Annotated in this window: 17 protein-coding genes and 1 pseudogene; 7 read left to right on the top strand and 11 right to left on the bottom strand. The window is 66.5% G+C overall.

Annotated elements, in window-relative coordinates; translation table 11 throughout:
* Window positions 1-8: 8 nt before the first annotated feature.
* Window positions 9-737, top strand: a complete 729-nt coding sequence (locus ACOOF5_RS14950; RefSeq protein ID WP_420440524.1) for a M48 family metallopeptidase — start codon at window positions 9-11, stop codon at window positions 735-737.
* 71 nt (window positions 738-808) lie between these two features.
* Complete coding sequence (locus ACOOF5_RS14945) at window positions 809-1,696, top strand: LLM class flavin-dependent oxidoreductase (protein ID WP_420440522.1); 888 nt, start codon at window positions 809-811, stop codon at window positions 1,694-1,696.
* 79 nt (window positions 1,697-1,775) lie between these two features.
* Here the strand turns inward: ACOOF5_RS14945 and ACOOF5_RS14940 are convergent, their stop codons facing one another.
* A complete protein-coding gene (locus tag ACOOF5_RS14940) occupies window positions 1,776-3,128 on the bottom strand; it encodes an ABC transporter ATP-binding protein (protein ID WP_420440520.1) in 1,353 nt (450 codons plus the stop codon).
* A 170-nt stretch (window positions 3,129-3,298) separates the two neighbouring features.
* Here ACOOF5_RS14940 and ACOOF5_RS14935 point away from each other — a divergent pair, with 170 nt between their 5' ends.
* Together ACOOF5_RS14935 and ACOOF5_RS14930 are read left to right on the top strand one after the other, a co-directional pair.
* Window positions 3,299-3,703, top strand: a complete 405-nt coding sequence (locus tag ACOOF5_RS14935; RefSeq protein WP_420440518.1) for a nuclear transport factor 2 family protein — start codon at window positions 3,299-3,301, stop codon at window positions 3,701-3,703.
* 34 nt (window positions 3,704-3,737) lie between these two features.
* Window positions 3,738-5,006, top strand: coding sequence for a PLP-dependent aminotransferase family protein (locus tag ACOOF5_RS14930; protein WP_420440516.1), 1,269 nt, complete (start codon window positions 3,738-3,740; stop codon window positions 5,004-5,006).
* Between the two features lie 122 nt (window positions 5,007-5,128).
* Here ACOOF5_RS14930 and ACOOF5_RS14925 read toward each other — a convergent pair whose 3' ends face one another.
* The 3 genes from ACOOF5_RS14925 to ACOOF5_RS14915 all read right to left on the bottom strand — a co-directional run bounded on the left by ACOOF5_RS14925 (window position 5,129) and on the right by ACOOF5_RS14915 (window position 8,275).
* Window positions 5,129-6,877 carry an N-acyl-D-amino-acid deacylase family protein gene (locus tag ACOOF5_RS14925; protein WP_420440514.1) on the bottom strand — a complete coding sequence of 583 codons (1,749 nt, stop codon included), beginning with the start codon at window positions 6,875-6,877 and terminating at the stop codon, window positions 5,129-5,131.
* Window positions 6,878-7,095: 218 nt separating this feature from the next.
* Window positions 7,096-7,875, bottom strand: coding sequence for an SDR family NAD(P)-dependent oxidoreductase (locus tag ACOOF5_RS14920; protein WP_420440512.1), 780 nt, complete (start codon window positions 7,873-7,875; stop codon window positions 7,096-7,098).
* A 7-nt stretch (window positions 7,876-7,882) separates the two neighbouring features.
* Complete coding sequence (locus ACOOF5_RS14915) at window positions 7,883-8,275, bottom strand: limonene-1,2-epoxide hydrolase family protein (protein WP_420440510.1); 393 nt, start codon at window positions 8,273-8,275, stop codon at window positions 7,883-7,885.
* Window positions 8,276-8,580: 305 nt separating this feature from the next.
* Between ACOOF5_RS14915 and ACOOF5_RS14910 the strand changes: the two genes are divergently transcribed.
* On the top strand, window positions 8,581-10,002 hold the full coding sequence (locus ACOOF5_RS14910; RefSeq protein WP_420440508.1) for a CaiB/BaiF CoA transferase family protein: 1,422 nt from the start codon (window positions 8,581-8,583) through the stop codon (window positions 10,000-10,002).
* Window positions 9,999-11,225: a CaiB/BaiF CoA transferase family protein gene (locus ACOOF5_RS14905; RefSeq protein WP_420440506.1), complete on the top strand. Its 1,227-nt coding sequence runs from the start codon at window positions 9,999-10,001 to the stop codon at window positions 11,223-11,225. Before ACOOF5_RS14910 ends, ACOOF5_RS14905 begins: the two co-directional genes overlap by 4 nt.
* A gap of 149 nt (window positions 11,226-11,374) precedes the next feature.
* Here ACOOF5_RS14905 and ACOOF5_RS14900 read toward each other — a convergent pair whose 3' ends face one another.
* The 7 genes and pseudogenes from ACOOF5_RS14900 to ACOOF5_RS14870 all read right to left on the bottom strand — a co-directional run bounded on the left by ACOOF5_RS14900 (window position 11,375) and on the right by ACOOF5_RS14870 (window position 19,507).
* Window positions 11,375-12,301 carry an MOSC domain-containing protein gene (locus ACOOF5_RS14900; RefSeq protein ID WP_420440504.1) on the bottom strand — a complete coding sequence of 309 codons (927 nt, stop codon included), beginning with the start codon at window positions 12,299-12,301 and terminating at the stop codon, window positions 11,375-11,377.
* Between the two features lie 78 nt (window positions 12,302-12,379).
* A complete protein-coding gene (locus ACOOF5_RS14895; protein WP_420440502.1) occupies window positions 12,380-13,606 on the bottom strand; it encodes a DUF222 domain-containing protein in 1,227 nt (408 codons plus the stop codon).
* A gap of 729 nt (window positions 13,607-14,335) precedes the next feature.
* Window positions 14,336-14,440 (bottom strand): annotated as a pseudogene (locus ACOOF5_RS14890) (topoisomerase DNA-binding C4 zinc finger domain-containing protein); the annotation flags it as partial.
* Between the two features lie 159 nt (window positions 14,441-14,599).
* On the bottom strand, window positions 14,600-15,142 hold the full coding sequence (locus ACOOF5_RS14885; protein ID WP_420440500.1) for a hypothetical protein: 543 nt from the start codon (window positions 15,140-15,142) through the stop codon (window positions 14,600-14,602).
* 439 nt (window positions 15,143-15,581) lie between these two features.
* Window positions 15,582-17,477, bottom strand: coding sequence for a biotin carboxylase N-terminal domain-containing protein (locus tag ACOOF5_RS14880; RefSeq protein WP_420440498.1), 1,896 nt, complete (start codon window positions 17,475-17,477; stop codon window positions 15,582-15,584).
* Between the two features lie 111 nt (window positions 17,478-17,588).
* Complete coding sequence (locus ACOOF5_RS14875) at window positions 17,589-19,211, bottom strand: carboxyl transferase domain-containing protein (protein ID WP_420440496.1); 1,623 nt, start codon at window positions 19,209-19,211, stop codon at window positions 17,589-17,591.
* Window positions 19,211-19,507, bottom strand: a complete 297-nt coding sequence (locus ACOOF5_RS14870; RefSeq protein WP_420440494.1) for a hypothetical protein — start codon at window positions 19,505-19,507, stop codon at window positions 19,211-19,213. The genes ACOOF5_RS14875 and ACOOF5_RS14870 overlap by 1 nt, the downstream gene beginning before the upstream one ends.
* 37 nt (window positions 19,508-19,544) lie before the next feature.
* Here ACOOF5_RS14870 and ACOOF5_RS14865 point away from each other — a divergent pair, with 37 nt between their 5' ends.
* Window positions 19,545-19,721 carry a hypothetical protein gene (locus tag ACOOF5_RS14865; RefSeq protein ID WP_420440492.1) on the top strand — a complete coding sequence of 59 codons (177 nt, stop codon included), beginning with the start codon at window positions 19,545-19,547 and terminating at the stop codon, window positions 19,719-19,721.
* Window positions 19,722-19,790 lie beyond the last annotated feature (69 nt).

Here is a 19,790-nt window from a genome sequence, read left to right as displayed (position 1 = left end):
ATCGCGGGATGATCTTGACTGAGCGCGACCAGATCCGATTCGGCGATGCCGTCATCGATTTCGAGGTCAGGCGAAGCACCCGGCGGCATAAGACGCTGCAACTCAGCGTGGGTCCAGAGGGTGTCTGCGTGGCGGTTCCTGCAGCCACTCCTCCCGATGAGATACACGGGTTTGTCCGAAAGAAGGCGCGCTGGATCATGGATCGTCTGGCCGCGGCCCGTGCCGTGCCGTGCCCGAGCGAAATGCCCGGTTCACTTCCGTTCCTTGGGCGAGACCTGAGTGTGGTTGTGGGGAATGGCGTCGTTCCCGACGTCGACGTGCGCTTCCGTCCGTGGGAATTGCAGGTGTTCCTGCCGCTCGAGATGTCCGAGGACGAAGCTGCGCACAATATTCGCGACGCGATCAGGGAGTGGTACTGGCTCCGTGCTCTTGAGCACGTCTCGACGAGCGTCGAGCGGTGGTGGCCCGAATTGGGGCGTGGCGCCAAGCCTGAAGTGCTCATCGGGGATCAGCGCAAGCGCTGGGGGAGTTGCGCCGCTGACGGTGCTCTCCGGTTCAACTGGCGGCTCGTGATGCTCGAGCCCAGACTGCTCGACTACGTCGTGGTTCACGAATTGGCGCACCTCACCGAGCGGAACCATGGACCCGCATTCTGGGAACTCGTCGCTGAAGTGCTCCCAGATGCCGCCGAGCGCAAGGCAGCGTTGCATTCGGTCGAGGGCAAGCTGCCGCTGTGATCATCGCTGGACGCTCGGATTCGAGTCCACTGGACCGGAGGCAGGCCGGGCCACTCCGTTAGCGTGACGCGGTGACAGCAGAGAATGCACTCAGGTTCGGATGGTTGTCGCCGTGCATCGGCAACCGCTGGAGCAACCACCGGTCGATCGTGGCCGACCAGGTGGAGTGGCTCCTGCCCGAGGTGATCGAGCACTTCGACTCGCTGTGGATTGCCGACCATTTCTATGGCTTCGACGCCAAGACCGACCCGTTCCTCGAGGCCTGGACGACGATCACCTGGTGTGCGGCCCGTCTCGACGGGGTGCAGCTGTGCCATCACGTGCTCGGGCACGGCTACCGGCCGCCGGCGCTGACGGCAAAGATGGCGGCGACGCTGCAGTACCTGTCGGGCAACCGCTTCATCCTGGGCATCGGCGCCGGCTGGCGCGGCGACGAGTACGAGGCGTACGGCTACGAATTCCCGTCGCCCAAGGTGCGCTTCGCCCAGCTCGAAGAGGTCATCACGATCTGCCGATTGATGTGGACGCAGGACGACCCGAGCTTCGAAGGCGAGTACTACCGCATCGATGGTGCGGCGGCGCCGCCGCTGCCCGAGGTTGCCCCGCCCATCTGCATCGGCGCCTCAGGAGAGCAGATCGGCCTACGGGTCGCCGCCCGCCATGCCGATATCTGGAATACGCCATGGCGGCGAGATCTCGAATCGCTGCGTCGCAAGTGCGGGATCGTGGCAGACGAGCTCGAGCGGCTCGGGCGCGATCCGGCCGGCCTGGAGATGTCGACCACCGTTGAGCGTGCCCTGCCCAACACTGACAGCGAGTCGGCCGAGTACGTCGAGTTCTTGGCCTCGCTGGTGGACGTCGGCATCGGCCACTTCGTGCTCGACTTCGGCAACCCGGACAGTGCCGAACCGGCGCACCGATTCGCAGAGCAGGTCATCGCTCCGCTGCGCGAGGGCTGAGCGGCCCGCAGCGGTTGCGCTTGCGGCCTGATGCCGCTGCTCGATCTTGGAGTCAGATCCCCTGCGGCCGGTCAGCCGATCAGTCGGCGAAGAGTTCCAATTCGGCAGGAGTGGGTGAGCCGTCGACCCCCGCGGGGTATCGCAACTCGGCTCGCTCCAGGGTTTCCTCAAAGAGGCTGTGCGCGGACTGGCCACGTCGGGCGAATGCGACGACATCGGTGCCGATGAACTCGACCGCCACGACATCGCCGCGCCGGACGTTCGGATCGGGCCCGCAGCGCACCCGCAGATGGGTGCCGTCGAGGTTCGCTAACACCATCGAATCATGCCCGTAGAACTCCACGAGCTCGACCTGCGCCGCGGTTCCCGGTGCCAGACGCAGCTGCTCGGGACGGAGCATCACATCCACCGGGCCGGTCACGGCATCAGTCGTTGCATCTGCTGCGCTTACGTCGGATTGCGTGCCGTTGCTGCTCGCAGCTTGCGCTCCGCCAAGCGGCAGGCGGCCCAGCGCTGTGTGCGCGACTCCGCCAGAGGCCCTACAGCGCAGCCAAGATGCCGTGCCCACGAAGTCTGCTACGAACGGATCTGCTGGCCGCCGGTAGAGGCCATCGGGCGTGTCGACCTGCGCCAGACGGCCCTCGCACAGCACGCCGACCCGGTCGCCGACGACAAAGGCCTCGTCCTGGTCGTGGGTCACGAAGACAGCGGTGATGCCCAATTCGATCAAGAGACGGCGAACCTCGCTGCGAACGTCTTCGCGCAGCGACGAGTCCAGATTGGAGAAGGGCTCGTCCAGTAAGAGCACGCCCGGGCGCGGTGCAAGCGCACGAGCCAAGGCGACACGCTGCTGCTGTCCGCCAGAGAGCGTTGCGGGCATGCGCTCCGCAAAACCGCCGAGACCCACCAATTCGAGCGCTTCGGCGATGCGGTCGGGGGTTCGCTTGGAACGCTCGAGCCCGTAGCCGACGTTGCGGCCCACGGTGAGATGCGGGAACAGTGCCCAGTCCTGGAACACCATCCCGACCCGGCGTGATTCAGGTGCCACCCATGTGCCGCCCCGTCCCGACGTTCCCGAGACGAACCTGTCGCCGAGCTGAATGGTGCCGGCGAGGGGGCGTTCCAGCCCGGCGATGAGTCGCAGCAGTGTGGTCTTGCCGCAGCCGCTGGGGCCGAGCAATGCAACGGATTCACCTGGCGCGACATGCAGGGACAGGTCCTGCACCGAGTAGCAGCCGCCCGAGGTGACGTCAGAGTCGGCGGAAGAACTGGCAGCCGGGGACTGGTTGTACGAATGGGAGATGCCGTCGAGGATGATGGAGCGCGCCCCCGGCCAGTGCCGATCTCGACCGTTGCGAGCCAGATCGTCCGGCGCTGCCCCCTCGGCGTGTCGCCGGTCTCGTCTCGACCGAAATGCCCGGACCGTGCGCACCAGTCGAAGTATAAGCAAGGGAGTCGGTACGTATCCAGACGGGTGAATGCTCGATAGTGACAATGCCTGCCGCTGATCGATAGGCATGGCTAATGCAATGAGCCGGCACCCCGCGATTCGTGCCGAAGTAGGTTGGCGGCGACACGCCCGACAGACCGTGGGGGAGCGCTGTGGCACTGACGAACGACGACCGGGTAGAAATCCGAGACCTGATTTCTCGCTACAACAAGGCGATCGACACAGGCGACGCTGACGGATACGCCAACACCTTCACACCGGACGGGCAATTCATCGGGATTGTCGGCACGTTCAACGGCCGAGACGAGCTGCGGGCCTTCGCCGAGGCCTACTCCACCGAAGAGCAATACGCCGAGTTCTACTCAGCGCAGCACTGGGTAACCAACGTCGTCGCTGACGGTGACACAGACGAAGCCACCGTGTTCAGCCACATCCAGATGGTCAAGCCATTGCCTGAAGGCGGCACGATCCTGCTGGTCGGGCACTACGACGACATCGTTCGCAAGGTCGACGGGCAGTGGCTGTTTGCGCAGCGAATCGTGGTCTCGGACGCCTGAACCGGGCTTGCCGAACATCACCGGGGAGAACATCGTGACCGAGACCGCCCGACCGAACAGCGACGCACCGGCGGGCGCGTTCGACATCGCAGCCAAGATGGTCGACGGCCTGCCGCAGCCAGCAGGGGCGTGGACGCCGATCCCGCGCTTCAGCTTCGTCGGCGGGAACAACGACTCGCCGAGCGTGCCGGTGGGCGGCCTGACCGAGGCGGCCATGGCGGCGCTCACGAAGCACGGTGCCGAGCTCGCCACCTACAACCTCGGCGGCAATCCCCAGGGCTTCGCGGGCTTGCGTGAATTCGTCGCCGAGTCGCTGGCGGCGAACGCGCACATGCCGACGAGCAGCGAGCAGGTATTGGTGGTGTCCGGTTCGCTGCAGGCGCTCGACCTGGTCAATACGGCGTTCCTGCGTCCCGGCGATGTCGTGATTGCCGAAGAGGCCACCTACGGCGGGATGATCTCGAAAGTGGCACGACGCGGCGCCCGGTGTATCGGCGTCGAACTCGACGACGACGGGATCGTCCCGGAGCACCTGGAGCGCCTGCTCGACGAGCTGGCTGGGGCTGGCACACCTCCCCGGTTCATCTACACCATCCCGACGGTCCAGAACCCAACTGGCTCAGTGATGCCAATCGGGCGCAGGCGGGAGATCCTGGCCATCGCTCGGCACTTCGGCGTGCCGATCTTCGAGGACGAGTGCTATTCCGACCTCCAGTGGACCGGCGAGCGACCGCCAACGCTGCGCGCGCTCGACTGCGCCGACTCGGAGGGCCAGAGCGTGGTGATCTATTGCGGATCATTCTCGAAGTCGATCGCGCCGGCGCTGCGGGTGGGCTACATCGTCGCCGACGTGCCCGTCGTGCGCCAGCTCATGGCGCTCAAGGACGACGCTGGCACCGGCGCACTCGAACAACTCGTGCTCGCCGAGTACGCAGCGGCCCATTTCGACGACCACGTGAGCCAGCTGCGCGAGACCTTGCGAGAGAAGTGTGCGGCGATGCGCCATGCCGTCAACACCCATATGGGCGCATTGTCTCGAGTGGCGATCAAGCTCGGCGGGCCGGTGCAGGTGAGCGACCCCAAGGGTGGGATCTTCGTGTGGTTGACCTTCCCGCCGGGAACAGACACGGCCCGTTATCTCGCTCCTGCTGCGGAGCGGGGCATCCAATTCAACGAAGGCGCCGCTTGGTCAGTCGACCCCGAATGGGGAGCACGCCGCATGCGACTGTGCTTCGGCAGCCTGTCGCATCAAGACATCAGCGATGGGGTTGCAGCCCTCGCCGAGGTGATCGCCGCCAACTAGCCGCCAGCAGCGGTCAGGTAGGCGGGGTGGGTGGCACCGAACGGGGCCCCCGCAGCCGCAGCTTGCGAGGACTGCGGGGTGTTCGGTGACAGGACCCGCCCCGCCGGGTGACAGAAAAAACGCTAGCCGCGGCCGTGGCGCAGGAGCTTGCCGGGCGTGGCGCCCGTGCACTCGCCGTCCTGGAAGGTTTCGACGCCGTTCACGAGGATGTGGCGGTAGCCGTGGGCACGTTGAACCCGACGCCATTCGCCGCCGGGCAGGTCGTAGACCGCCTCGCCGATCCACTCGGGATCGATGGCCAGTTCGTCCATGTCGTAGACGAGCACGTCGGCCGGGGCGCCTTCCTTGAGTACGCCGCGGTCCTTGAAGCCCGCAGCGTGGGCGGCAAGCGCCGACATCCGGTAGTGCGCTTCCTCGACGGTCACCCGCTGCTCATCGCGCACAATCCACGCCAAGAAGTCGGTCGTCCACGCACCGCCGGTGAAGAATTTGGTGTGTGCTCCGCCGTCGGACACGCCCGGAATCGTGTATGGCGAATCGGTGTACACCGCCGACATGTGGTCCACGTTGAAGTCGGGACCCTCGCCCAGGAACTCGGTCTTCAGGTCGGTCTTGAGCGACAGGTCCAGCATCACGTCGATGTAGTGCTTGCCCTCCATGTCCGCGATCTCGCCGAGTGACTTGCCTACGTACTTCTGCATGTCTTGCCGGCGAGCCACGCCCTGGACGACCAGCTTGCGAGGCGGCCCGCCGACAGCGCCCTGCGTGTTCGCGAACAGCGTTGCCGCTTCGTCAGTCTCGGCGCGCAGGCGCTCGCGGATGGCCGGGTCGGACATCTTTCGTATCTTCTCCTCGACCGTGCCCGTGGTGGCCTCGCGCCACGCCGGGCTCGAGTCGTACAGGTTCCACTCGTCGAGTGAGAAGGCGAAGCCGGTGCGGATCGAAGCACCCTGACCGAAGATGCGCAGCCCGTCGTTGTGGGCCTGTTCGAGCCACTCGAGCCGTTCCTCGTGCACCCGGGGGTTGCGCTGGCTGACCGGCACCACGTTGTCGATGATCGGCCGCCCGCTGACTTCTGCCAGCCGCCGCTTGAAGGTGAGGTCTTCGGGGTTGTTGACGTCAGGGCTGGTGGCCTGCGTGAGCTGGATGAAGCCCTCGTCACGCTCGCGCAACACCTCGGCCAGCACGAAGATGTCGTCGTCGATCATGGTGTCGGTGACCATCGGCGTGCCGTCGAAGTCGGACTGGGTCGAATTCGGGCCGAGACGCTGGATGGAGAAGCCGCACAGCCCGGCATCCATGCCTTCGTGCAGCAGTCGCTGCATCTCCTTGCGCTCGGCGTTGTTGGCCGGCCGCGACTTCGCAGCTTCGAGGCCCATCACGTAGATCATCAGCGACGCGGTCGGCATGTACTGCAGGACGTTCACGCCCTTGGGTGCGGCATCCAGCGAGTCGAGGTACTCGGGGATGGTCTCCCAGTCCCACTTGGGCAGCATGCCCTCTTCCATTGCGGCCAGCGGGATCGCTTCGGTGCGCACCATCGTGAGCATCGAGCGTTCCCGGAAGTCGGGCTTGCACGGAGCGAAGCCGAAGCCGCAGTTGCCGAGCACCACTGACGTCACCCCGTGCCAGCTTGAGATCGAGCAGTACGGATCCCAGCGGATCTGTGCGTCATAGTGGGTGTGCAGGTCGATGCTGCCCGGTGCCACGATGCACCCGCCGGCGTCGATCACTTCCTTGGACGGCCTGTCGGGGCGCCCGCCGACTTGGGCGATGCGACCGTCGGAGATCCACAGATCTCCGCGAAAGCTCGGCACCCGCGTCCCGTCGACGATCGTGCCGTCCTTGATGTGAATGTCGTGTTCCTCCACGATGTCCCCCTCGTGATTCAGCGCCCGGCTTGCTGCGGCACCGAAAGGCGCAACGCTGTGGGACAGCGCGGTCGTTCGGACGGCGCGAGCCGGATCCCCCGCTCGCCCAAAATCTAACACATCTTCGTAAATCGCCCGCCGCGCGCCTTGGCACACGAGGAGAAGACATGGCGGCACCAGGTCGATGCTGGGAGGGCACTGCCGCAGCGACGGCCAAATCAGAAGATGCTGAAACCGCCGTCGATCTTGATGACATCGCCGGTGTGCCAGCGGGCGGCGTCGCTCATCAGGTACACCGCTATGGCGCCGAAGTCGTCGGGTACACCCCACCGGCGCATCGGGATGCGGGGCATCACGTTGTCGACGAACTTGTCCCAGTTGAACAGCCGCTCGGTCATGGCGGTGTCGATCCAGCCGGGGATGACGGCGTTGGCATTGATCTTGTAGCGAGCCATCTCGACCGACAGCCCCATCATCATTGCCAGCATCGCTCCCTTGGTGGCCGCGTACGCCTGGCCTCGGGCAGCTCCTTGGATGGCAGTGCCGCTGGAGGTCAGCACCAGCGACCCGCCTTCGCCTTGGGCGATCATTTGGCGGGTGGCGGCCCGCAGCGTGAAGAACACGCCATGCAGGTTGACGTCGATGACGCTGAACCAGTCCTCGTTTGAATGCTCGTGGAAGCCCTTCTGGTTCTGCGTGCCGATGCCGGCATTGGGAAAGCAGGCGTCGACGCGCCCGTAACGCTCGACCACCGCTGCCATGGCCTCTTCGACTTGTTCCTCGTCGGAGACGTCGCATTGCAGCGCGCTGGCGGAGGGGTTGATCTCCTGCAACTCCGCCTCAGCCGCCGCGTTCTTGTCCGGATTGGTGCCCCAGATGCTGACGTCGGCGCCCGCAGCCGCGACGCCTCGGGCGTACCCGAGGCCGATGCCGCCGTTGCCGCCCGTGATGACTGCGACCTTGCCGGTCAGGTCAAAGCCGTCGTACTGATAGGCCACGGCTGGCTCAGTCGCCCTTGATCTGGCGCATGAACATGCCATTGTCGAAATAGTCGCGCCAGAACGTGATGAGTCCGTCGTTGACCTCGAAGATTCCCATGACGGGCAGCTCGATCTGGCGGCCTGAACCGGTGTGGAAGCGGTCGACCCGTTCGTTCATGACGGTGTTGCCAGAGGCGGTTTGGCGGAGCACTTCGAATTCGACGGGGCCGTCGCCCTTCGTCAGGCCACCCAGAAACTCCCTCATGGCATCGGGACCGTTCATGTCGCCGACCGGCACATTGTCGTAGTAGACGTCGTCGGAGACATGGGCGACCGCTGCGTCGAGGTCCTTCGCTTCGATGCAGGCGATGAACTTGTCGACGATCTCGGTGGGCGAGTCGGTGGCGGAATCTGACATGGGTCGCTTGTCCTCTCTTGGGTGTGTGGTCTGCCTCGGCCGGATGCGGCCCTGCGCTGCTGGTCTCGGCGCTTGGCGCGGCGCTGGCTTCGGCGCGGTCCTTGTCCTAGCACGCAGCACGATCAGATGCCTTGGTGGCGCAGTGGCGGATCCCCGAGACCCGCAGCAGCCGGCAAAGATGCTGCGGGCACGAAACTGGGCCACGGGCCTTAACGGCTCGCGAGCGACGACGAACCGGAGCGGGAAGCAACTGGTGCGACAACAGGGCGGTTCACCTGTTGCGCGTCTTCTAAGGTCGCCGGGCTATGGGAGCTGAACAGCAATCCGATGCGGCCGCTGCGTCCGGTGCATCACAGCGGAGGCCGCTCGAAGGGGTCCGGGTTTTCGAGATCAGCATTGCGGTGGCGGCGCCATGCTGTGGCCAGGCGATGGCGCACCACGGCGCCGAGGTCTTCAAGGTGGAGGCCCACAGCTATCCCGATGTGGCGCGGGCTTTCGGCTCGGCCTGGGCGCGGGATCCTGAGCTTGCAGATGTCTTTTGCGACACCGGCCCGTATGTGCCGGAGATGTCGGCCGGCAAGCGGTCGGTGGGCCTTGAGCTGAAACTGCCCGAGGCGCTCGAAGCGGCGAAGCGCCTGCTGGCCACTTGCGATGTCTTCCTGACGAACTTCGCCGCGCCGGGCATCGCCGAGCTCGGGCTCGACTACGCCTCGGTGGTCGAGGTGTCGCCGAACATCGTCTATGCAGGCATGACCGGCTTCGGCGTTGACCCTGATGCGCCGTACTACCCGTTCCGGGCGTTCGGGCCGAATCAGGCCCCGCTGGTGGGGTGGGATGCACTGACGGGCTTTCCCCACGAGGAACCGGCCGGCATTCCCTCGATCGCACCACCGGACTACATGGGTGGCCTGCACGCAATGCTGGCGATCGTCAGCGCTCTGCATGAACGCGACCGCACCGGGGAGGGTCGATTCATCGACATCAGTCAGCTCGAGACCACCGTGTCGTTCCTGGGGCCGTACCTGGTGGGCCAGGACTTGGGCGTGCCGGAGCCGTTCCGCAACGGCAACCGGGTGTCGTGGGCAGCACCCGCCGGGATCTACCGTTGCGCGGGCGACGACCGCTGGATAGCCGTGGAAGTGCAGAGCGACGAGGCGTGGCACTCGCTTGCGGCGCTAGCCGAATGGTCGGCCATCGACGCGCACGACGGCAGCGGGCGCCACGCGCTGTCGACCTACCCGCACGACACGCTTTCCGACCGCCTTGCCAACCATGACGCCATCGACGCTGAGCTGTCGTCGTGGACTGCCCGTCGCAGCGCGCAGCAGGCCGCCGCCGAGCTGCAGGCCCTGGGTGTCGCGGCCTACGAGGTGCTCGACCATCGCGGCGTGATGGCTGACGCGCAGGTGCACGACCGCCGCCCGTACTCGGTGGTGCCAAGCCCCAGGCTGGGACGGGACCTGTTCGTGCGCAATCCGCTGCGCATGAGCCGAACGCCGCCCTATGTCACCCGTGCGGGTCCGAATATGGGCGGCGACACGATCGACGTGCTCGCTGAACTCGGCTATTCCGATAGCGAAGCGCAGCAACTGGTCGACGACGGGGTGGCGTTCACCGACGCCCGGCCCGAGGTCACTCTGGAGCGCCCCTTCGACCGATGGTACGAATCGCTCGGGATCGCCGACATCTACGACGCCGACGGCAACGTCACCGGCGGTGCGGTGTGAACGCCGCACAGCGAGGGCAGGGCCCATGGGCGGGCGTGCGGGTGCTCGACCTGACTGGCTTGTCGGGCGCGTACGGCACCCGTGTGTGGGCGGCGCTCGGCGCCGATGTGATCTGCGTGGAGCCGCCTGATGGCAATCCCATCCGTCGAATGCCGCCGTTCGCTCCGGGCCATGAGGGCCCCGAGGCCAGCCTGTGGTGGGCCTACTACGGGGCGACGAAGCGCAGCGTCGTACTGGATCCGACCAATTCCGACGATGCGGCGGCGCTGGTGTCGCTGATCGGCTCGGCCGATGTGGTGCTCGACGACGCACTCCCCGCAACTCAGGAGAACTACCCGTGGCTGACAGAACGTGACCGGGGTGCGCTGGGCGTCGCGGGCATCGTCGAGAGGTTCCCGCACCTGACGTGGGTGTCAATCACGCCCTTCGGCATGACCGGGCCGCGCCGTGGCTGGCTCTCGTCGAACCTCATCGGCTGGGCATCGTGCGGGTTGGCATCCACCGTGGGATTTCCCCACGGTCCGCCGCTGGCACCGGCGGGCGAGATCGGCGTGCTGATGCACGGGGCGTCGCTGCACGCAGCCGTCGGTTCGATGATGTCGGTGCGTGCGCGTAACCAGGCCGCGGCAGCCGGCGAGCCGGCGCTGGGCCAAACCATCGATCTGTCGCTGCAGGAGGTGGGGCTGTGGCTGTCTCCCGAGACGGGCGTGCCGCTCTATCTCGACGACCAGGTACCCCGGCCGCGGGCCGGCAACCGGCGACCGGTCACCAGCCCGATGGGCATGTACCCAGCGTCCGACGGTCACGTCGCGATCATCGCCATCCAGCCAGCCCACTGGAACGCAATGGCACAGTGGGTGCACGAGCTGACCGGCAACGAGGGCATTCTGGATGAGATCTTCATCGACATCGTCGTGCGCCGTGAGGCCCTTGAGGCGGTGGACGCGTGGGTCGAGGAACTGACGGCTCAGTTCACCAAGCAGGAGCTGTTCGTGGAGGGCCAGCGACGGCGCATCCCGATCACCCCGGTCAACACCGTCGGCGACCTGCGCCACGACCCGCACCTCGAAGCAGTGGGCTGGTGGCGGCCCGAGTCTCACCCGGTGCTGGGCGACTTCACCGTGCCCGGCTCGCCGTTCACCACCGACGGCGACTGGTGGGCGTGGCAGCGGGCCCCGATGCTGGGCGAGCACACCGACGAGGTTCTCGGCGAGCTCACCTGAGCTGCGCCGATCCAGCGGTTGACCCCAGCCCAGTCGCCGCCTCCGAACCGGCTCGCCTCGGCTGTCTGGACCCCTCTTTCCCCGGCGCGTGTTCGACCACTGTCACGAGTTCGCCTACGACATCGCCGAGCAGCAGTTTGCCCGTCGACTCAGGGTGGCGGGTCGAGCAGCGGCGGACCGGTTGCTGTGACGCTGACCGGGTCACCCACCGACAGCACTGCGCCTTCGGGATCAACAGTGCAGCCGATGCCGAACATGGCGTTGCCTTCGAGCATTCCCCGCATTCGCGTCGAGAAGCCTTCCGCGGAGTAGCACCAGCGGTGCTTGCGCAGCACCAAGGCGGGTTCGCGGTGCCGCTCCCCGGTGTCCTGGTCGATCTGGGGAACTGAGCAGCGAGGCCACTCGACTCGTGCGACGAGGTCGGCATCTCCGATTGAGAATTCCGTCCACGTGTCCTCGGACCATGGTTCGTCGTTGGTGATGATGAGATTCGCCCGGAAACGCTCGATCCCGAAGGGCTCTGTCGCCCGCGACACAAGATCGTCCAGCGAGGCCGCATTGGCCACCAACACCGGTGCGGCATCAGCGAAGCCAGTAAGGCGACCGCGAAACAGCCGCATCGGCCGGGACGACTCGGGCGTCATCGCGACGAGCCTGACCGAGAAGCCCAGCACCTCGGTGAAGAATTCAGCGGCTTCGTCCCCGGCGTCCGCGCACGCCACCTCGTCGCCGATGAGCGCACGCACGGTGATGTCGTTGGTAGCGGGCCGCTTCACCTTGATCGTCCCGACCCCGGGTGCGCTGATGCTCAAACCGCCATCGATGGGAATCGGCACGACGGTGGCAAGCGCGGCGTTCTGTCGCTGCGTGACCGCCTCGCCCAAGCCGTCATTCTGATTGCCTTGGTCGTCCCGGTCGCTTTGGTTGTCCGGGGCGGTCACCACTTGCCACGCCCGGTCGCCATCGAGGCCCGTGTCGGTGACCACAACCGAATCAAGCTCGATGCGGCGACAGCCCTTGATGGGATGAATGGTGATCCCTGCGAGCGATCCGCCGTCGTGGCTCTCCTGCGTCATGGTCAGACCCTAGAGCCGAAGTCAGACGAGACACATGACGCAACACAGCGCCTCGCTGGTCGGGGAGCTGCCGGCCGTTCAGGTCGGGGGTGGCCGGGGTCCGGTTTGGGTGGTGGTGCTGTTCGTTGTCTGGTCTGCAGGCCCGTGTGGCGGTTGGAGCCGGTAATGGCTGTTTGCGGTGTCCCATTGGGCGGTGAAGCCTTGTTGGTGGATCTTGTCGTTGTGACAGTCTGCGCAGACGGTGACGAGATTCTGGTAGCCGGTGGGGCCGCCGTGCTGCCAGTGGTCGATGTGGTGGTGCTGGCAGCGCCCGGGAGCGATGCCGCAGCCGACACAGCCTTTGTCGCGCAGTGCGAGGGCGGCGCGTTGGAGGTCAGTGGCGGTGCGGCGGCTGCGTCCCATGCGCAGGTCTCCGGTGGCGGCTTCGAAAATCGCCGGCAGCACCTCGGCATCGACGGCGACGCGGGCGATCTCGCCGATCGGGATCGATGTGCCGTCGGCCAGTCGCCCGTTGGTGAGCTGGTGGTTCACCATGTCGTAGTCGGCGACAACGATTAGCGACGCGCCCGCCGGACGTTTGGCGTCGGGATCACAGATGAGCTGTGTGACGGCGTCGGCCATCCGCTGGGCAGGCGTGCGCCGCTCAGCAGTATCTTCGTTTCGGAACAGGCGCCGTTCAGCAGCGGCGATGACGGCGCCCAGACGCGCGCCCGTGACGGGATCGACGCAGACGTTGAGCACGGTCATTCCGTCGCTGGAGCGAGTCCAGATCGTGGCGCTGCGCGCCTTGCGCTGCCGTTCCAGCACCGATGCGCCGTCGTCTGCGTTGACATCGGCCACGTGGCGGGCGATGGTGCGACGGAACTCGTCGTAGCCCTCGTGCTGTGCCCGTCCGGCCAGGTACTCCTCGTCGATCGGGGCGTCGCCGGCAGCACGGGCAATCAGTTGTGCGTGACCCACCGGAACCGAGCCCGCGCAGAGCCCTTGCCGGGTTGCGTCCAGTTCGCCGAGCCTCACCGCGTCGCGGACTTCGCTGCGCGCCTTGCGCCCTGAGATCGCCATGGCATCGGTGGCCGCATGCGTGGCTGCACCGTCGCCGTTACGGCGGGCGATCTCGCCCAAGGTGTCCGCCTTCATCGCCGCAAGCCCAGACTCGGCCCGGGCGATCTCACCAAGCCGAGCTTGCAACGCTTGCCCGCACAGCCCGGCAACGTTCACCGCATCCACACGAACGCCACCCGAAGCCAACCCGCCGACCGTGCTGCCGTTCGCGGCCCCCAACCGGTCGTCGCCGTCGCTGTTCATGAGTGCAACCGTAGGACGGGAGTGTCATATCAATTGAGTCCGTTAAAGGGAGCGCAAATAGATGCTGACCTGCCGAAACGCTCCGCCGGTCCAAAGAACGCTCAGTGCCGTGTCAGGAAACGCTTGCATCACTTCCTTCCGCCCCAGACCAGACGCACGGCATCCGCCATGTGGAACTTCGGTGGCCGCTCCCGCCTACCTGCGTTCTTGCAGCGGCAGCATCAGCACTCGCTCGTCCGCGGCATTGGCGACGACGAGTCGGGGCATGCTGGGGTGACGCCAACTGCGGATGTCGGGTGCGTTGCCCTTGTACTTGTTGCACCGAGGGTGGGCTGTTTGGAGGTTCTCCATGCCGTGCAGCACGCTCGTGTAGTACGTGCCCTGCCGTGCCTGGCCCTCGGCACTGAGTTCGAACACCGCATACCGCTTCGGCACCACGTGCTCGACTTGCGCGCCTTTCAGTTTCATCTTGCCGCCGCACAGCCCGCAGCGCCCCCCGTCCCGAATGTGCAGATAGTCGAGAACCTTCTTCCGATGCTTGGGCTTCCATCGGTCTGTCGCGTCTGGCTCGTCCGCTTCGAGGCTCCAGCGCCAGATGCCGCCCATTGCAGAGACCGTTTTCTTCAATAGACCCTTGGGCGGATCAGGCCGCGGGCTGCTGAACGGGCACACCGGACCGGTTGCGTACGCGTCCGGCAGAGCCCCTGGATTCGGTTCATCGATCTGCACGATCGAGCGGCACTTCGGAAACGTCGAACATCCCCAGAACTCGTTCCCCTCGTTCTTGCCCCGCTTCGCGACCCGGCGCACCATCGCCGAACCGCACCTCGGGCACGGAAACTCCGCAGCGTCCACGCTGGCAGCCGGATCGATTCGTTTCAATGTCACTCATGCTCTTCCGTAGACCCTCGACTGTAATTCGGAGCGACACCGAAAAACCGCGAAATGATGGGCCGGACGCCGCTGCCCATGTGGGGTCAGTCGTGGCCGGACTCAGGTAGCCGAGTGAGCCTCTTGTCCTGCCTCGATGCGGGCGAGCCGGTCCGAGTGAGTGTCTTGGGTGGCCTCAATGCGGGCGAGCCGGTCGGAGTGGGTGTCCTGGGCGGCTTCGATGCGGGCGAGCCGGTCGGTGTGGTTCAGCAGGATCGCGTTGACCTCGGCAAAGCGCTCGTCGACTTGGGCGAAGCGCTGGTCGACTCGGGCGAATCCGGCTTGCATGTCCGAGCGCAGAGCGTCGATGTCAGAGTTGACGTCGTCGCGCAGCGTGTCAATGTCGGCGGTGACGTCGTCGCGGATCTGGGCGATGTCGTCGCGCAGCGTGTTGAAGCCCAGCGCTGCCAGCACGAACAGGCCGCCGATCAGCGCCACGATCACCGATACCACGGCGGGCACCAGCAGCGAACGCCGGACGCTGCGCCGGGCGTCGGCGCGGGACCGCGGCTGCGGCACGGCGACTTCGCTCGCTGGGGCTCGGCTGTGATGCGGATCGGCGGCAGCGGACCGGTCGTCATCGGTCACGGTAGCGATCGTACTCACGGCATCTCCTTCCGGCAGTCACCGCAGACGCGGCGCCCCGTGCTGGGGCGACGGTAGGTTCAGCGGGCTTCGCCGCCAAGCGAATTTCGGGCTCGCGCTGCGCTGCCGAGGGCTCGCTGCCGCCGGAGTTGACCGGCGCACAGCTGCAGTCACTTGCCACGATCGCCCTCGAGCCCTGCGGCTGCGACCACGACCGAGTCGAAGTCGGCATGTGTGGCGCGCCCTGCGTCGGGCTGTGTGCCGTGCGGTCAGTCGTAGGTCTGTCCAAATATGACAGTCCCGTGAGCGGGCGCAGGTGTGCCCACGCGCAGTTCGCAGTACCACAGCCCGACCCACGGTAACCGGCGGCGCTGCCCATGTTCGAGCACGGGCGCACCTGCCCCCGATCACCCCGGCTCCGGCCTCGCTCACCCCGGCTCCGCCCCAGATCGCTCTGTCCTCAGCCGCTGGCGAAGCTGACCAAGACCTGATTGGCCTCGACAGCGTCGCCGGGGGCGCACTGCACTTCTTCCACCGTCCCGGCGCCGTGCGCCACAAGCGAGTGGAGCATCTTCATTGCTTCGACCACTACGACGGGGTCGCCGGCGGCTACGACATCGCCGGCGACAACGGCAATCTCGACGACGACAGCGGGAAACGGTGCTGCGATCGCATCGACTGCGCCTGTTTCGTCGGTTGCGGTGGGCGCCCACGCATCGGACCGGTCGGGGACCTCGAACGTGATGGTGTGGCCGTCGAGGTTGACGGCGACCGAGCCGTCCGTCGCACTGTGAGCACCCACTGCCGCCGCACCCACTGCTGCAGCAGCTTCGACTGCCGTTGCGGGCACCTCGTGAAGCTCGCCCGTGACGTCTCGCAGCAACACCGCTGCGCAAGAACGGTGATCGGTCAGACGGAACGAACCGAGTGCCGACCACGGCCCGTCACTGCTTGCGGCGCGCCTACGACCCAGGCGGGACAGCCACGCTGCGGCGGCCAAAGGCGCAGCTTCGCCGGCCGACGCCGGCGCCGCCGTGGCGTGCGATCCCAGCGCGTCGATGACGTCGGTGGTCATCTCACCGGCTCGCAGCTGCGGCGTGTCGACGAGCCATCGCAGGAACCCGGCATTGGTCGGCACCGGCCCGAGCACCAGCCCATCGAGCGCAACGCCCAGCGAATCCAGCGCCGCCGCCCGGTCTGGGCCCTTCACGATGAGCTTGGCTACCAGCGGGTCGTAATAGGGCGTGATCTCGCTGCCGGCCTGCACGGCGGAGTCCCACCGGACGCCTGCGGGCACCTCCAGATGGCGCACCGAGCCGGCTCTGGGGCTGAAGCCGTCGGCGGGGTCCTCGGCGTTGATCCGGGCTTCGACGCTGTGCCCCTCGAAGGTGACATCTGACCGCTCGAGCGCCAACGGCTCGCCGGCCGCTGCACGCAGCTGCAGCTCGACGAGGTCCAGCCCCGTGATCGCCTCGGTGACCGGGTGCTCGACCTGCAGCCGGGTGTTCATCTCCAAGAAGAAGAAGTCGCCCGTGTTCGCATCGACGATGAACTCCACCGTGCCGGCGTTGTCGTACCCGATGTGGCGGGCGAGCCGCACGGCTGCGTTGCCGAGACCGTCGAGCGTGGCGTCGGCCAAGTTGGGTGCGGGCGCTTCCTCCAGCAGCTTCTGGAACCGGCGCTGCGACGAGCAGTCACGTGTGCCGAGATGGACGACACGGCCGTGCTTGTCGCCGATCACCTGCACCTCGACGTGGCGGGGCCGCTCGATGTATCGCTCCACGATGACCCGATCGTCGCCGAACGAGCGGGCGGCCTCGGTGAGGGCGGCCACCAGCGCTGCGTCGAATTCCGCTGCCGATCTGACGATGCGGATGCCCTTGCCGCCGCCCCCGGCGGATGCCTTCACCAGCACCGGGTAGCCGATGGCCTCAGCAGCGGCGCCGAGATCTCCGTCGCTTGCGCCGGGGATCGTCGGAACGCCGGCCGCCTCTGCCAGCGCTCGCGCCTCGATCTTGGCGCCCATCTGGGCAATGGCTTGGGGGTGCGGGCCCACCCACGTCATGCCGGCATCGATCACGGCGCGGGCGAAGCCTGCATTCTCCGAGAGAAATCCGTAGCCGGGGTGCACTGCATCGGCATCTGTCTCGCGGGCCGCAGCGACGATGGCGTCGATGCTGAGATACGAGCGGTCGAGGGCGGCCGGCCCGATGTGGCGGGCCTCGTCTGCGTCACACACGAACGGCGCGTCGCGGTCGGGCTCGGCCCACACGGCGACGGTGCGCCACCCCATGCGTCGTGCCGTGGCGAACACCCGGCTGGCGATCTCGCCCCGATTGGCCACCAGTAGTTTCACTGAGACTCCTTCGCTGCCGGGAACTGCAGTCGGGCCGGTGAATGTGTCGCCCGCGACACAGCGGCCGCTGCTTGGCGGGGTCGCCGTACGTCCATCGATCCTCCCAGCCGGCTACATCCGGTACACGAGGCCGCCGCCTGGTGCGGGAGCGTCCTGGCGGGCTGCTAGCGCGAGGCACAGACCGAGCGCGTCGCGAGTGTCGGCGGGGTCGATGAGACCGTCGTCCCACAAGCGTGCGGTGGCGTAGTACGGATCACTCTGGCGCTCGTATTGGTCGGCCACCTCAGCCCGCATCGCGGTGATCTCTTCGTCGGTGGTCTCCGTGCCGCGCATCCCCGCGAGGCGAATGTCGACCAGCACGGTTTGGGCCGTTTCGGCGGACATGGTGGCAATGCGACTGTTCGGCCAGGCGAACAGGAGCCGAGGGTTGAAGCCGCGCCCGCACATGCCGTAGTTGCCCGCACCGTAGGAGCCGCCGATGAGCACCGTGTAGCGAGGCACGGTGGCATTGGCCACCGCGGACACCATCTTCGCCCCGTGCTTGGCGATGCCGGCTGCCTCCGAATCGCTGCCGACCATGTAGCCCGTCGTGTTCTGCAGGAACAGCAACGGCACCCGACGCTGCTCGCAGAGCTCAATGAAGTGCGTGGCCTTGAGCGCGTCGGAGGAGAAGATGATCCCGTTGTTGGCGATGATGCCGACCTGAAAGCCCCAGATGCGGGCGAAGCCGCAGGTGATGTGCTCGCCCCATTCGGGCTTGAATTCGCCGTAGCGGGAGCCGTCGACAAGGCGGGCAATGATCTCGCGGGCGTCGAATCCGATGCGGTCGTCGGCTGAGATGACGCCGTAGATCTCGGCCGGGTCGTAGTGAGGCGGTTCCGGTTGTGTCCACGACAACCAGTTCTCCCGGTGATCGACCGATCGCTGGTTGGCGGCGGCGCACAGTTCGCGCAGCTTGCCGTAGGCGGATCGCTCGTCGGGCGTCATGTAATCGGACACGCCCGAGACCCGGGTGTGCAGCGCAGCGCCGCCGAGCTCGTCGGGCTCGATGATCTCCCCTAGGGCCGCTTTCACGATCGGGGGCCCGCCGAGATAAATCCGCCCGATGCCCGAGACCATGATCACTTCGTCGCTGAGCGCTGGAACGTACGCCCCTCCCGCCGTGCAGCCGCCGAGCACCACCGAGATCTGCGGCAGGCCCTGCGCGGAGAGCCGGGCCTGCCGGTAGAAGCTGCCGCCGAAATGGTCCTTGTCGGGGAAGATGTCATCCTGCAACGGCAGGAACGCACCGCCCGAATCGACGAGGTATATGACGCCGAGGCCGTTCTCTGCGGCGATGTCCTGGGCACGCACGTGCTTCTTGATGCTGATCGGCAGCAGCGAGCCGCCTTTCACGGTGGCGTCGTTGGCGATGAACATCCACGGGACACCGCAGACAACGCCGATGCCGGTGACGATGCCCGCACCGGGGGCGCTGTTGTCGTACATGTCCCAGCCGGCCAGCGTGGAGAGTTCCAGGAACGGCGTGGCGGCATCGCAGACCAGGTCGATGCGGTCGCGCGGCAGGATCTTGCCTCGAGAGTGGTGACGTTCGATGGAGCGCTCTCGGCCAGTGCCGCCTGCGATGGCGAACTGCTGGCGATCGCGCAGCGTGGCAAGCAGGTCACCGTACGCGGCAGCATTCTTGGCGAACCCGTCGCTGCGGGTGTCGATGCGGCTTGCGAACTGTCTCATCAAATCGTTCTGCTGTAGCGAGTCTGTACCTCATGGACGGGCAGCGCGAGCAGCCTGGCTATGCGCTCCGGTGAGCTGCCGGTGCGGCGCGCATCTGCGACGAGGTCACACACCTGCTGACGGTCGTTCGTGGCAGAGAGGGCCCAGCGCCAGAGTTGCTGTTCCGCTGCGGTCATGGGGGTTGTGTGGCCGGGATCCAGCGAGTGCGCATACGCGCAGATCTCGTCCGCGTGTGCTTCGCAGTAGCTGTCGATTTCCTCTTCGGTCATTCCCGTGAAGTCGAGATTCAACGGCATAGCTTCACCTTAGGCGTGTCGTTCTCGCAGGCATCGCGTGGATGATCCGGAAAAGCTCATTCGCAACGTCATCCACGATGACCAGTTCGACGAACGCACCATCGCGTTGCGATCCGATGACGAAGATGCGCCCGTCGTCTGTGAGGTCGATCTGGCGAGGGTTGCGAACGGCGTGCAAGATGTCGGCGTCGGGGATGCCATGGCGGCGTGCTGACGGCGTGATGACAACTCGATCCTCAGCGTTACCTATCGGCGCGCGACGGTAAGTGCCGCAGCGCGTGTA

The organism is Candidatus Poriferisodalis sp. (assembly GCF_965214215.1).
Taxonomy (GTDB): Bacteria; Actinomycetota; Acidimicrobiia; order Acidimicrobiales; family Poriferisodalaceae; genus Poriferisodalis.
Note: the sequence above shows the minus strand (reverse complement) of the source record. Positions and strands in the feature narration are given on the sequence as shown.

Bases quoted from the DNA above. Each gene is read 5' to 3' on its own strand.
- ACOOF5_RS14870 (WP_420440494.1), bottom strand. From the start codon at position 19,507: ATGCCGTTGAATCTCGACTTCACGGGAATGACCGAAGAGGAAATCGAC.
- ACOOF5_RS14895 (WP_420440502.1), bottom strand. From the start codon at position 13,606: ATGAACAGCGACGGCGACGACCGGTTGGGGGCCGCGAACGGCAGCACG.
- ACOOF5_RS14915 (WP_420440510.1), bottom strand. From the start codon at position 8,275: ATGTCAGATTCCGCCACCGACTCGCCCACCGAGATCGTCGACAAGTTC.
- ACOOF5_RS14900 (WP_420440504.1), bottom strand. From the start codon at position 12,301: ATGACGCAGGAGAGCCACGACGGCGGATCGCTCGCAGGGATCACCATT.
- ACOOF5_RS14875 (WP_420440496.1), bottom strand. From the start codon at position 19,211: ATGAGACAGTTCGCAAGCCGCATCGACACCCGCAGCGACGGGTTCGCC.
- ACOOF5_RS14950 (WP_420440524.1), top strand. From the start codon at position 9: ATGATCTTGACTGAGCGCGACCAGATCCGATTCGGCGATGCCGTCATC.
- ACOOF5_RS14910 (WP_420440508.1), top strand. From the start codon at position 8,581: ATGGGAGCTGAACAGCAATCCGATGCGGCCGCTGCGTCCGGTGCATCA.